The following is a 13,069-nucleotide window of genomic DNA, read 5'->3' on the forward strand; positions in this document are numbered from 1 at the left end:
CGCGACGTCCGCGCAGCCGGGTCGTGCGACGGCGAGCGACCTCCGGACGCGAGGGCGCACAACGACCCGTGGTCCGGTCGGGTGCTCCGGCGCCGGTCCGTTCGACGTCCGCGACCGGCACTGGCGTACCAGGACACGACCCGGCGCCGGCGAGCCTTCACCCGTGACACCACCCCGGGTGCCGGATACGTTCGCCGCAGACGACGAGGTGGCCCGCTCCCGAAGCGGGCCACCTCGACCCGTCTCCGGCCTCGTCCCGCGGGACGCGACCGGCAGGGGGCTCGACCGCACGCACGCAGGACCACTCACGACGCCGACGACGTCGCCGCACTCCGGGCGCAGAGAGCCCCGGCGTGGGCTCACGCCCGCGCCGACCCTCGGCACCCGTCTCTCGAGCCCACCGAGACCCGAGGACACGCGATGGCCGTCTCCGAGTTCGACCGTCTGGTCGTCACACCACGCCGCACCGAGTACGTGCGGCCCGAGCCCTTCGGTCCGCGCACCGAGCCCGAGCGCCTGACCGGCCCGCCCCGCGACGAGAACTCCGCGGCGCGCTCGCCGTCGCTCGTCATGATCATGCTGCTCGCGACGCTCGGGGTCGTCGCGTACGCGGTCTTCCTCCTCAACCCCGCCAACCGCGGCGACGCCCTCCCGTACGCCATGGTCATCACCGCCGAGACGGTGCTCGTCGCGCAGGCGCTCCTCGCCATGTGGACCGTGCTGTCCAGCGGCCACGACCCGCGCGGCTTCTCGTTCCACCACGCGAAGGACAGGCTCTTCGACGTCCCCGAGATCATCCGCGACGGCGCCGAGGACGACCCGACCCGCTGGAACCTGTACCTCCACGACCGGCCCGTCACGATCGACGTCCTCATCACCACGTACGGCGAGGACCTCGACACCATCGCGCGCACCGTGCGGGCCGCGGTCGCGATGCGCGGCAACCACCGCACGTGGGTGCTCGACGACGGCCGGTCCGACGACGTGCGCGACCTCGCCGCGCAGCTCGGCGCCCGCTACGTGCGGCGCCTGTCGAGCAACGGGGCGAAGGCCGGCAACGTCAACCACGCGCTCGCCATCGCGAAGGGCGACCTGTTCGTCATCCTCGACGCCGACTTCGTCGCGCGTCCCGAGTTCCTCGTCGAGACCGTGCCGTTCTTCGTCAAGGACGACGTCGCGTTCGTCCAGACGCCGCAGACCTACGGCAACCTCGACAACCTCATCTCGCGCGGCGCCGGGTACATGCAGGCCGTGTTCTACCGGTTCGTCCAGCCCGGGCGGAACCGGTTCAACGCCGCGTTCTGCGTCGGCACCAACGTCATCTTCCGCCGCGCCGCGATCGACGACATCGGCGGCATGCACACCGACTCCAAGTCGGAGGACGTGTGGACCTCGCTCATGCTCCACGAGCGCGGGTGGCGGACCGTGTACATCCCCACGACGCTCGCCGTCGGCGACACCCCCGAGACCGTCGAGGCCTACACCAAGCAGCAGCTGCGCTGGGCGACCGGTGGGTTCGAGATCATGCTCCAGCACAACCCGCTGAGCCCGCGCCGCAACCTCACGCTCGACCAGCGCCTGCAGTACACGGTGACGGCGACGCACTACCTGGCGGGCATCGCACCGCTCGTGCTGCTCCTCGTGCCGCCGCTGCAGATCTACCTGGACCTCACCCCGATGAACCTGACGATCTCGTGGGGCACCTGGCTGCTCTACTACGCCGGGTTCTACGTGCTGCAGATCGCCATCGCGTTCTTCACGCTCGGCTCGTTCCGGTGGGAGGTGCTCATGCTCGCGTCCGTGTCGTTCCCCATCTACACCCGGGCCCTGTGGAACGCGATGACGGGCAAGGAGCAGGCGTGGCACGTCACCGGGCAGAAGGGGAGGGCGTCCTCGCCGTTCAACTTCATGATGCCGCAGGTGCTGTTCTTCGCGTTCCTGCTCATCACGTCGGCGGTGGCGGTGTGGAAGGAGTGGGGCGATCCCCTGCCGAGCCTCGCGCTCGCGTGGAACGTCACCAACACGTTCATCCTCGGCGCGTTCGTCGTCACGGCGTTCCGCGAGTCGTCGGCGGCGAAGCGGGCAGCTCGTGGTGCTCGTGGTGCTCGTGGCGTCCGGGGGCGGGGAGGGGCGGCCGCTCGTCCCCACCACCTCGCGGGCGGCACGGCGTCGTGCGTCGTCCGTGACCGACGGCGCGCCCGCGCCGATCGCCGCTCGTCCTGCCGGAGGTGTCGCATGACCTGGTCCAACCGATTGCGCCTCGTCGCGGGGCTGCTCGCCGTCGTGCTCGTGTGCGCCGCGCTGACGCTCGTCATGAACAGGCGCCTCAGCCAGGCCACGAGCGAGACCGCCACGATCCGGGCCGAGTCCCTCGGGATCGGTACCGACTACGCCGGGACGGTGACCGAGTCGCTGGTCGACGAGGGCGACGAGGTCACCGAGGGCGACCCGCTCTTCACGGTGAGCAGCCTGACGCTGCAGCACGACCTGGCGATCGGCCTCGTGAGCGCCGACACCAAGGCGTACCAGGTGAGCGAGGACGGGACGATCACGCTCGTCGCGCCGTACGACGCCGTCGTGACCGAGCTGTCCGCGCGCGAGGGCGCGTTCGTCGAAGCCGGGTCGACGATCGCGACGCTGGACCGTGCGGGCTCGTTGTTCGTCGACGCCGAGGTGTCGCTCGACCCGAGCGACTACGCGCGCGTGCGTCAGGGCGCCCCGGTGACCATCGTGCTGCCCGACCAGAGCGAGATCCCCGGAGAGGTCGCGTCCGTGTCCGTGACGAACGCGGACGACACGGCGGAGGCGACCGTCGAGATCACGAGCGACGCGCTCGTCGACGCCGGGCAGGACGGCGCCGCGCAGTCCGGCCTCCTGAGTCCCGGGACGCCCGTGACCGCGAGCATCGAGCTGTACGACGACGGCGTGCTCGCCGGCGTCAACGAGACCTTCGGCCAGTTCCTCCGGAAGGTCGGGCTGTGACGCCCCGCCGGGGTGCCTCGCGTGATCGACCCGTGCGTCGTGACGTCGACCTGCGGAGGGTCGATCTCGCGCGCCCGGGTCGATCTTGTGGGCACCGGCCGCTGGTCGGGCGCGCTGCGGGCCTCGCCGCCCTGGCCGGCGCGCTCGCGCTCGGCGGCTGCGCGCTGTTCACGTCGGACGCCACGCCCGGCGACGCGGGTGAGGAGCGCGCGGTGGTGCCGGCTGCGGCGGACCTGACGGGGACCGCACCTGAGGTGGACCCGGCGATCCTGCCGCAGGAGTCCGTCGCGCCCGAGCCCGCGATGCGCCTCGCCGACGGGCTCCTGCCACCGACGAACCGCTGGTTCTCCGGGCTGGTGTTCGGCGAGGAGCCGCTTCCCGTCTTCCCGGTGCCCCTGGCGTTCGGGGTCACCGACGGCGGGTTCGGGGTCGGGCTGCCGGAGGTCCAGATCACCGAGACGTCGATCCTCGGCCCGTTCGTGCCGCAGGTCGGGGTGGACGTCGGGGCGACGGCGTCGCGCGTGACGGCGTACGACACCGCCTCGGTGACGCTCGAGCTGCAGGACGCCTCGGGGGCGGCCGTGGGGACGGTGCTGCTCGTCGAGGGCTCGCCCGTGCTCCGCTACACCGCGGCGACGGACCAGACGGCGGGCCTCACGCAGGCGTTCGCCGCGTCGGACGGGCTCGTGACCGCCGACGTCGACGGGCGCGAGTGGCTGCTCGTGGGACCGGGCGGCCCCTCGGACGAGTCCGTGCTCGGCGAGGACGGTCGCTCGCTCGACCTCGCCGCGGGGGAGTCGGTCGCCTTCCTCCCCGTCCCGGACGACCTGCCCGACGACGCGCTGACGACGCTCGCCGAGGCGGCCGCCGCCACCGTCACGGGGACGACGCTCGCCTACGGCGTGGCGGACGACGCCGTGACCACCGCGATCACGTACGCGACCGACGGCGGGGCGGACGGCCCGGGGACCGTCGTCGTGCGCCTGCCGCACCAGCGCGAGAGCGACGGCGCGGAGTGCGGGCTGGGGACCTACGCGACCGTCCGAGGCACGGTCGAGGTGTGCACCGCGAGCACGCTCGCGTGGGCGAGCCCCGCCGTCGAACCCGCCGGGACGCTGGACGTCGCGGTCCTCGACGAGGACGCCCAGGCCGAGCTCGCGGACCAGGTGCGCGCCGACTGGGGCGCGCACGAGCCGCTGCCGTCGGACACGTACTTCGGCGGCAAGTCCCTCGCGCGCGACGCCAACCTGCTCTCGCTCGCCGAGCAGCTCGGCGTCGACGAGGTGTCCGGGCCGCTCCGCGAGGAGCTGACCGCGGCGCTGCGCGAGTGGGCGGAACCGGACGGGTGCTCGGTGCGCTACGCGCGGTGCTTCGTCTACGACCCCGCGGTGCGCGGCGTGGTCGGGAAGACCCCGTCCTTCGGGTCGGAGGAGTTCAACGACCACCACTTCCACTACGGCTACTTCCTCTACGCGGCGGGCGTCGTGGCGGCGGAGGACCCGGCGCTCGCGGCCGACCTCGCGCCCGTCCTCGACCTCCTCGCGGCGGACGTCGCCGCGGGGGCCGGGAGCGACGATCTCCCGGCGCTGCGCGTGTTCGACGCCTACGCCGGGCACTCGTGGGCGTCGGGGTACTCACCGTTCGCCGACGGGAACAACCAGGAGTCGGCGTCCGAGGCGGTGTCGGCGTGGAACGGGCTCGCGCTCTGGGCGGCGGCGTCCGGGGACGACGAGCTCGAGGCGCAGGCGCGCTGGCTGCTGTCGGCCGAGGCGGCCTCCGCGAAGGCCTACTGGACCGACTTCGACCGCGACGACCCGGCGATCGACGGCTTCACGCCGAGCGTGACGTCGCTCGTGTGGGGCGGCAAGCGGGACTACGCGACGTGGTTCAGCGCCGAGCCGGGCGCCATGCTCGGCATCCTCGTGCTGCCCTCGCAGCCCGTCGCGGACTACCTCGCGGGGGATCCCGAGCGCATCCGGGCTAACCTCGACGCCGAGCTCGACGGCGCGCGCGACGCCGCGGCGTCGTGGGACGTGATGTTCGGCGACCAGCTCCTCATGTACGCGTCGCTCGCCGGACCCGACGACGCGACGTCGGCCCTGGAGGTCGCGCGCTCGCTGCCGGAGGAACGCATCGACGACGGCAGCACCCGCTCGTACCTCCTGGCGTTCCTCCTCACGCACGCCGCGGGCTGAGTCGACCTGCCGAACCCCGGGTTGCGTGGCACCTGAAGCGTTCCGTGCCGCTCAACCCGGGGTTCGGCGTGCTGTCAGGTATCTGCGCGGGGCCCGGAAACGGGTCGGTGACGTGCGGGCACTACCCTGCACCGGGGGTTTCCCACGAACGGCACGGACAGGAGAGTCATGAGCGCCATCGGGTGGCGGGTGCACGGGAACGGCAAGACGGTCGCGCCGGGGGACGTCGTCGACCCGGACGAGCGGCTGTCGTGGCCGCGGACCATCGGCATCGGCATGCAGCACGTCGTCGCCATGTTCGGCGCGACGTTCCTCGTGCCGCTCATCACCGGGTTCTCCCCGGCGACGACGCTCTTCTTCTCCGCGATCGGGACCGTCGGGTTCCTGCTCATCACGCGGAACCGGCTGCCGAGCTACCTGGGGTCGAGCTTCGCGTTCATCGCGCCGATCAGCGCCGCGACCGCGTCGCAGGGACAGTCGGTCGCGGTCGGCGGCATCCTCGTCACCGGTCTGGTGCTCGCGGTGATCGGGCTGGTGGTGCACCTCGCGGGTGCCCGCTGGATCGACGTCGTCATGCCGCCGATCGTCACCGGCACGATCGTCGCGCTCATCGGGCTCAACCTCGCACCGGTGGCGTGGGGCACGTGCACGCAGGAGGTGGTCGACGGCGAGATCGTCCAGTCGTGCACCAACGGATTCCGCGCGGCGCCCGTGACGGCGTTCATCACCCTCGCGTCGATCATCCTCGTCACGGTGCTCTTCAAGGGCATCCTCGGCCGCCTGTCGATCCTCGTCGGCGTCGTGATCGGGTACGTGGCCGCCATGATCCAGGGCGAGGTCGACTTCACGGCCGTGCGCGAGGCCGGCTGGTTCGGCCTGCCCGAGTTCGTCACGCCGACGTTCGACGTCGCGGTGCTCGGCCTGTTCGTCCCCGTCGTGCTCGTGCTCGTCGCGGAGAACGTCGGTCACGTGAAGTCGGTCGCCGCGATGACGGGAAGGAACCTCGACGACCTCACGGGCCGCGCGCTCTTCGCGGACGGGCTCGCGACGACGTTCGCCGGCGTCGGCGGCGGGTCGGGCACCACGACGTACGCCGAGAACATCGGGGTGATGGCCGCGACGCGCGTCTACTCGACCGCGGCGTACTGGGTCGCCGCGGCGACCGCCCTCGTGCTGTCGCTGTCGCCGAAGTTCGGCGCGCTCATCGCGACGATCCCCGCCGGGGTGCTCGGCGGCGCGACGACGATGCTCTACGGGATGATCGGCATCCTCGGCGCGCGGATCTGGGTGCAGAACCGGGTCGACTTCTCCGACCCCGTGAACCTCACGACCGCCGCCGTGCCGCTCGTCATCGGCATCGCGAACTTCACCTGGGTCCTCGGCGACCTGTCGTTCGAGGGCATCGCGCTCGGCACGGCCGCCGCGCTCGTGATCTACCACCTCATGCGGAACATCGCCCGGTGGCGCGGCACGAGCCAGGAGCCCGCCAGCCCGGCGTCGGCACCGGGCGGTGACGAACCGGCTGTCCACGACGCGCACTGACCCTGCCGAACCCCGGGTCGTGCGTCAGACGGAGTCCGTCCTGCCGCACGACCCCGGGTTCGCGGCCGACGCGTCGCGGGCAGCCCCGGGTTCGGCGAGCCGACGTCAGAGGCGCAGGCCCAGCGTCATGCCGCCGTCGTCGCCGGAGAGCTCCGTGAAGCCGAGGTGCCGGTAGAACCCCACGGCGCCGACGTTCGCGTGCGCCACGCCCAGGTGGACCCCCGGCACGCCGTCGGCGCGCAGCGCGTCGAACAGGGTCCCGAGCAGTCGCCGACCGTTGCCGCCCCCCTGCGCAGCGGGCAGGAGGTCGACGTGCAGGTGCGCGGGGAACTCGTCGACCACGCCGGGTTCCGGGCGGTGCGGCGTGTGGATCTGCTGCACGAGCGCCTCGTCCGGCGAGCCGTCGGGGAACGAGCCCAGCGGGTACCGCTCGCGCAGCGGCGGCCACCAGTCGCGCTCGCACGCGGCGTCGAACGCGACGGTGTCCCGCGCGCCGACGACATAGCCGACGGCGTCGCCGCCGTCGTCGAGGACGAACGCGAGACGCGGCTCGAGCGCGAGGTACGCCCCGAGGTAGACCTCGCCCAGCAGACGCGGGTCGGCGTAGAGATCGCTCGCGTCGTTGCCCGACGCGCCGGTGCGCAGGCAGATGTCGTAGAGGCGGTCGACCTCCGCGGGGTCGTCGACGCGCGCGGGACGGAGGGGCAGGGGGTTCATGAGGCAGCCGTTCGGGTGTCGCAGGGGTTCCGCCAGGCGGCGGACCGTCAGCCCTCCGCGGGCGGGACGGGCAGCGGGCGCGGCGTGATCTGGTCGGCCGGCACGCAGCCCTCCGGGTTCTCCAGCGGGACGTCCGCGGCGATCCCGATGAGCTCGAGGTCCACGAGGTCCTCGAAGTCGGCGCCGACGTACAGCGTCACGCTGGCGTCCTGGCGGGTGTCGAGCACGTACCCGGGCTCGGGGTAGTGGGCACCGAGCGTGTAGGCGGGGGCGATGCCTCCGGCCCCGAAGTGGATCTGCGTCCTCGCGAGGGCGTCGGGCTCGCCGTCACCGTCCAGGTCCTCGGCGTTCCCCGTGCCGACGACGGTGAACCCGCGCTCCGTGAGCACGTCCTGGTTGATGCCCGCGAGGGGCTCGTCCCGGCCCGACGCGTTGACGATCGTGACGTGCACGTCGCCCGACGCCGCCGGGAGGGCGCCCTCAGGGAGGCAGGGCACGTCGACGTCCGCGAGGGCGTCGACCACCTCCGGCGTGGAGAACGGCCGCGAGAACGGCGCGTCGATCGCGCCCGTGTACACCGCGAGCGCACCGAGGCCGGTGACCGCCAGGGCGGCGATGAGCAGCCCGAACACGACGGCCTGGCGCTCGTGGATGCGCCGGCGGCGCACGGAGCGGGCGCGGTCGGGCTCGGTGGTCACGCCAGAAACCTACCCGACGGCGCGGTCATCGGAGCGTCAGGACGCGGGCGTGGAGGATCGCGCGCTGCTGGAGCGCTGCACGGACCGCCCGGTGCAGCCCGTCCTCGAGATAGAGGACGCCGTCGTACTCGACGACGTGCGCGAAGAGGTCGCCGTAGAACGTCGAGTCCTCGGCGAGCAGCGCGTCGAGGTCGAGGGTGCGCTTGGTCGTCACGAGCTCGTCGAGACGCACCTGCCGGGGCGGCACGTCCGTCCAGTCCTTGACGCTCACCTTGCCGTGGTCCGGGTAGGGGCGCCCGTCTCCGACGGCCTTGAAGATCATGCGGCACATCCTAGGTGGCCGACGGCGGCCCGCACCCCGCGCTTCCGCGGGCGGTCACGCGGTCGTCACGTTCTCCCCACGAAGCGTCCGGCGCCCCGGGCCGGATCCGCCGGTCAGGATGTCGTCAGGGACCGGAGACCGGGCGTCAGGGTTCCGTCAGGACGGACCCGAGGCGCGTGCCGGCGGACGTAGAACGGCAGGGAGCGCGGATGTCGCGCTCCGGCCGCCGCGCTGAGCGCGACCGGCCGCCCGTCGTCGCGAAGGCGTCCTGCTCATGGCCGACCTGGCCTACCTCCTCCTCACCGTCGCGTTCTTCGCCGCGGTCGCGCTCGTCGCGCGCCGGCACGGATCGTCGGGAGGCACCCGGTGATGCTCCTCGACTGGGTCGCGCTCGCCGCGATCGTCGGCACGCTCGGCTACCTCTTCGTCGCGCTGCTGCGCAGCGACCGGGCACGGTGAGCGCGCCGTGCCCACGGACGTGACCACCGCACTGGACAGCGCACTGAGCACGGCGGCGAGCACCGGCACGGACCCCACGGTCGTGTGGGCCGCCGTCGGGCAGGTCGCGCTGCTCGTCGTCGCGCTCGCCGCCGTGCACGCCCCGCTCGGCGCGTACATGGCCCGCGTCTACACGTCGCCGCGCCACCTCCGGCTCGAGCGGGCGGGCTACCGCGCCGCGCGCGTCGACCCCGACGCCGAGCAGACCTGGAGCACCTACCTCTTCTCCCTGCTGGGCTTCTCCCTCGTCTCCGTGCTCGTGCTCTACGGGCTCGGACGCCTGCAGGAGCACCTCCCGCTCGACCTCGGGTTCACCGGGCTCGACCCGGCCGGCGCCTGGAACTCCGCCGTCTCGTTCGTGACCAACACGAACTGGCAGTGGTACTCCGGAGAGGCGGCCGCCGGGCACCTGCTGCAGATGGCCGGCTTCGCCGTGCAGAACTTCGTCTCCGCGGCGGTCGGGATGTCGGTGGCGATCGCGCTCGTCCGCGGGTTCGCGCGCTCCGGCACCGACGCCCGCATCGGCAACTTCTGGACCGACCTCACGCGCTCCGTCGTCCGGATCCTCCTGCCGATCGCGTTCGTCGCGGCCGTGGTCCTCGTCGCGAACGGCGTGATCCAGAACCTGAACCCCCACACCGCCGTCGAGACGCTCGCGGGCGGGACCCAGCACGTGCTCGGCGGGCCCGTGGCGTCCCAGGAGGCGATCAAGGAGCTCGGCACCAACGGCGGCGGGTTCTTCAACGCCAACTCCGCCCACCCGCTCGAGAACCCCCACCCCTTCACCAACCTCCTGGAGATCTTCCTGCTCCTCGTCATCCCCGTCACGCTGCCCCGCACGTTCGGGCTCATGGTCGGCGACCGCCGCCAGGGCTGGGCGATCCTCGGCGCCATGGGTGCGCTGTTCACGGTCGCCCTGGCCCTCACGACGTGGGCCGAGCTCGCCGGCCCGGGAGCCGCGCCCGCGGCCGCAGGTGCGGCCATGGAGGGCAAGGAGACCCGGTTCGGGCTCGCGGCGAGCGCGTTGTTCGCCACCGCCACGACCGGCACCTCGACCGGCGCGGTCAACGCCATGCACGACTCGCTCACCGCGCCGGGCGGGGGAGTGGTCCTCTTCACCATGCTCCTCGGCGAGATCGCGCCGGGCGGCGTGGGCGCCGGTCTCTACGGGATGCTCGTCCTCGCGATCGTCGCCGTGTTCGTCGCCGGGCTCATGGTCGGCCGCACGCCCGAGTACCTCGGCAAGAAGATCGGCCGCCGCGAGATCACGCTCGTCGCGCTGTACATCCTCACGACGCCCGCCGTCGTCCTCGTCGGCACCGCGCTGTCCGTCGTGCTGCCCGCCGGTCTCGCCGGCCAGCAGGAGACCGGCCCGCACGGCCTGTCCGAGATCCTCTACGCGTTCGCGTCCGCGGGGAACAACAACGGGTCCGCGTTCGGCGGGCTGACCACCGGCACGCCGTACTACGAGACGCTGCTCGGCCTCGCGATGCTCGTCGGCCGCTTCGTGCCCATCGCGCTCGTCCTCGCGCTCGCCGGCCGGCTCGCGAGCCAGAAGGCCGTCCCCGCGTCGGCCGGAACGCTCCCGACCCACCAGCCGCTGTTCGTCGGCCTGCTCGGCACCGTCGCGCTCGTCGTCGTCGGCCTCACCTTCATCCCCGTCCTGTCCCTCGGTCCCGTCGTGGAGTCCTTGTCATGAGCACGTCGTCCTCTTCGTCCGAGCGTCCGGTGGTGGCGTCACCTCCGAGCGCCCGTGGTTCCGTCCCCGACGGCGGCGGCTCGCCCTCCGGTGGTTCCGTGCCCGACGGCGGTGGGTCGGGTTCTGCAGGTCCCGTGCCCGACGGCCGTCGGTCGCGGCCGGCGCGGGCGCTCACCGGGGCGCAGGTGCGGGCGGCGCTGCCGGCCGCGGTGCGCAAGCTCGACCCGCGGGTGCTGTACCGGTCGCCCGTGCTGTTCGTCGTCGAGCTCGGGGCCGTCGCGACGACGGTGCTCGCGGTCGTCGAGCCGACGGCGTTCGCGTGGTGGATCACCGCGTGGCTGTGGGCGACCGTGCTGTTCGCGACGCTCGCCGAGTCGGTCGCGGAGGCGCGGGGGAAGGCGCAGGCGTCGAGCCTGCGCGCGACCCAGCGCAGCACGACGGCTCGGCGCGTCGTCTCGGCGAGCGCCGCCGGTCCGGTTACCGACGCGGCCGCCGCAGGACGCCTGCACGCGCTGCCCGCGACCGACGTCGCGTCGTCGGAGCTGCGCGTGGGCGACGTCGTCGTGGTCGAGGCGGGCGGGACGATCCCTGGCGACGGCGACGTCGTCGAGGGTGTCGCGTCGGTCGACGAGTCCGCCATCACCGGGGAGTCCGCACCCGTGATCCGCGAGTCGGGCGGTGACCGGTCCGCCGTGACGGGAGGGACCGTCGTGCTCTCCGACCGGATCGTCGTGCGCATCACCGCGCCCGCGGGGCAGACGTTCGTCGACCGGATGATCGCGCTCGTCGAGGGCAGCGAGCGCCAGCGGACGCCCAACGAGATCGCGCTGAACATCCTCCTGACGTCGCTGACGATCGTGTTCGTGCTCGCGGTGGCGACGCTCCAGCCGTTCGCCGCGTACTCGGGGGCGAAGCAGTCGATGGTTGTGCTCGTCGCGCTGCTCGTGTGCCTCATCCCGACGACGATCGGCGCGCTGCTGTCGGCGATCGGCATCGCGGGAATGGACCGTCTCGTGCGGCGCAACGTGCTCGCGATGTCGGGCCGTGCCGTCGAGGCCGCGGGCGACGTCGACGTGCTCCTGCTCGACAAGACCGGCACCATCACCCACGGCAACAGGTTCGCGACCGAGGTCCTGCCCGTCGGCGACGTCTCGGTGGACGAGCTCGCGGCGGCGGCGCGCCTCGCGTCGCTCGCCGACGAGACGCCCGAGGGGCGCAGCATCGTCGACCTCGTGGAGCGCACGTTCCCGGGTGCCGGCCTGCACGACGACGCGGGCGACCTCGCCCGGACGGGCGACCCCTCGCCGTCGGCCACCGACGACAGGCGCGACGAGCTGGCGGGCGCGACGCTCGTCGCGTTCACCGCGCAGACGCGCATGTCCGGGGTGGACCTGCCTGTGGCCCTGCCTGCGAACCTGCCCGGTGCGGGCGGCCCCCGGCGCCTGCGCAAGGGGGCGGGCAGCGCGGTCGAGCGGTGGGTGCTGTCGACCGGCGGCACGCTCGCCGGCCGCGAGGCCGACGCGCTGGCCGCCCACGTGGACGCCGTGAGCTCGCAGGGCGGCACGCCGCTCGTCGTCGCGGAGCAGGTGGGCGACGGACCCGCCCGGGTGCTGGGCGTCGTCCGGCTCAAGGACGTCGTCAAGGACGGGCTGCGCGAGCGGTTCGACGAGCTGCGCGCGATGGGCATCCGCAGCGTCATGGTCACGGGCGACAACGCGGTGACCGCCCGCGCGATCGCCGCCGAGGCGGGCGTCGACGACGTCCTGGCCGAGGCGACGCCCGAGGACAAGCTCGCGCTCATCCGACGCGAGCAGGAGGGCGGGCGGCTCGTCGCGATGGCCGGCGACGGGACGAACGACGCGCCCGCGCTCGCGCAGGCAGACGTCGGCGTCGCGATGAACACCGGGACGACCGCCGCCAAGGAGGCGGGGAACATGGTCGACCTCGACTCGAACCCGACGAAGCTCCTCGAGATCGTCGAGATCGGCAAGCAGCTGCTCATCACGCGCGGTGCGCTGACCACGTTCTCCGTGGCGAACGACGTCGCGAAGTACTTCGCGATCCTGCCCGCCATGTTCATGGGCGTGTTCCCCGCGCTCGGCGTGCTCAACGTCATGCGCCTGTCGAGCCCCGAGTCGGCGATCCTCTCCGCGGTGATCTTCAACGCGCTGGTCATCGTCGCGCTCGTCCCGCTCGCGCTGCGCGGCGTGCGGTACCGCCCGGCGTCCGCGTCGTCGATGCTGCGACGCAACCTGCTGATCTACGGCGTCGGGGGGCTCGTCGCCCCGTTCGTCGGCATCAAGCTCGTCGACCTGCTGGTCTCCCTCCTCCCGGGCTTCTGACCGCGCCACGCGGCCGGTTCGGCCGTCGCTACGGCCGGCACTCCCCACCACCCACCACCCACGACACGAGATCG

General features: G+C 73.0%; 9 protein-coding genes. 6 read left to right on the top strand and 3 right to left on the bottom strand.

Annotated elements, in window-relative coordinates:
• The first annotated feature begins 420 nt into the window (after window positions 1-420).
• The 3 genes from NFS20_RS01520 (at window position 421) to NFS20_RS01530 (ending at window position 6,719) form a co-directional block, all read left to right on the top strand.
• Window positions 421-2,982, top strand: coding sequence for a glycosyltransferase (locus tag NFS20_RS01520; protein WP_251149985.1), 2,562 nt, complete (start codon window positions 421-423; stop codon window positions 2,980-2,982).
• Window positions 2,983-3,014: 32 nt separating this feature from the next.
• Window positions 3,015-5,177, top strand: a complete 2,163-nt coding sequence (locus NFS20_RS01525; RefSeq protein ID WP_251149986.1) for a glycosyl hydrolase — start codon at window positions 3,015-3,017, stop codon at window positions 5,175-5,177.
• 168 nt (window positions 5,178-5,345) lie between these two features.
• Window positions 5,346-6,719: a uracil-xanthine permease family protein gene (locus tag NFS20_RS01530; protein WP_251149987.1), complete on the top strand. Its 1,374-nt coding sequence runs from the start codon at window positions 5,346-5,348 to the stop codon at window positions 6,717-6,719.
• Window positions 6,720-6,824: 105 nt separating this feature from the next.
• Here NFS20_RS01530 and NFS20_RS01535 read toward each other — a convergent pair whose 3' ends face one another.
• Genes NFS20_RS01535 through NFS20_RS01545 form a run of 3 tightly spaced genes read right to left on the bottom strand, consistent with a single transcriptional unit; the run spans window position 6,825 to window position 8,456 of the window.
• Window positions 6,825-7,436 carry a GNAT family N-acetyltransferase gene (locus tag NFS20_RS01535; RefSeq protein WP_251149988.1) on the bottom strand — a complete coding sequence of 204 codons (612 nt, stop codon included), beginning with the start codon at window positions 7,434-7,436 and terminating at the stop codon, window positions 6,825-6,827.
• Window positions 7,437-7,483: 47 nt separating this feature from the next.
• Window positions 7,484-8,134, bottom strand: a complete 651-nt coding sequence (locus NFS20_RS01540; RefSeq protein WP_251149989.1) for a LytR C-terminal domain-containing protein — start codon at window positions 8,132-8,134, stop codon at window positions 7,484-7,486.
• Between the two features lie 25 nt (window positions 8,135-8,159).
• Window positions 8,160-8,456, bottom strand: coding sequence for a type II toxin-antitoxin system VapB family antitoxin (locus NFS20_RS01545; RefSeq protein ID WP_251149990.1), 297 nt, complete (start codon window positions 8,454-8,456; stop codon window positions 8,160-8,162).
• Between the two features lie 369 nt (window positions 8,457-8,825).
• Between NFS20_RS01545 and NFS20_RS01550 the strand changes: the two genes are divergently transcribed.
• The 3 genes from NFS20_RS01550 (at window position 8,826) to kdpB (ending at window position 12,995) form a co-directional block, all read left to right on the top strand.
• Entirely contained in the window at window positions 8,826-8,915 is a 90-nt protein-coding gene (locus NFS20_RS01550) for a potassium-transporting ATPase subunit F (RefSeq protein ID WP_251149991.1), read from the top strand.
• An 82-nt stretch (window positions 8,916-8,997) separates the two neighbouring features.
• The gene (gene kdpA, locus NFS20_RS01555; RefSeq protein WP_251150564.1) at window positions 8,998-10,653 is read left to right on the top strand and encodes a potassium-transporting ATPase subunit KdpA; all 1,656 of its coding nucleotides are present in this window, start codon (window positions 8,998-9,000) and stop codon (window positions 10,651-10,653) included.
• Window positions 10,650-12,995 carry a potassium-transporting ATPase subunit KdpB gene (gene kdpB / locus NFS20_RS01560; protein ID WP_502800763.1) on the top strand — a complete coding sequence of 782 codons (2,346 nt, stop codon included), beginning with the start codon at window positions 10,650-10,652 and terminating at the stop codon, window positions 12,993-12,995. The genes kdpA and kdpB overlap by 4 nt, the downstream gene beginning before the upstream one ends.
• The last annotated feature ends 74 nt before the right edge of the window (window positions 12,996-13,069 follow it).

This window comes from Cellulosimicrobium sp. Marseille-Q4280, assembly GCF_943181405.1.
Taxonomy (GTDB): domain Bacteria; phylum Actinomycetota; class Actinomycetes; order Actinomycetales; family Cellulomonadaceae; genus Cellulosimicrobium.

What these genes read in the sequence shown, in the direction of transcription:
- NFS20_RS01550 (WP_251149991.1), top strand. Translation starts at nt 8,826, where the DNA reads ATGCTCCTCGACTGGGTCGCGCTCGCCGCGATCGTCGGCACGCTCGGC.
- kdpB (WP_502800763.1), top strand. Translation starts at nt 10,650, where the DNA reads ATGAGCACGTCGTCCTCTTCGTCCGAGCGTCCGGTGGTGGCGTCACCT.
- NFS20_RS01530 (WP_251149987.1), top strand. Translation starts at nt 5,346, where the DNA reads ATGAGCGCCATCGGGTGGCGGGTGCACGGGAACGGCAAGACGGTCGCG.
- NFS20_RS01520 (WP_251149985.1), top strand. Translation starts at nt 421, where the DNA reads ATGGCCGTCTCCGAGTTCGACCGTCTGGTCGTCACACCACGCCGCACC.
- NFS20_RS01535 (WP_251149988.1), bottom strand. Translation starts at nt 7,436, where the DNA reads ATGAACCCCCTGCCCCTCCGTCCCGCGCGCGTCGACGACCCCGCGGAG.
- NFS20_RS01545 (WP_251149990.1), bottom strand. Translation starts at nt 8,456, where the DNA reads ATGATCTTCAAGGCCGTCGGAGACGGGCGCCCCTACCCGGACCACGGC.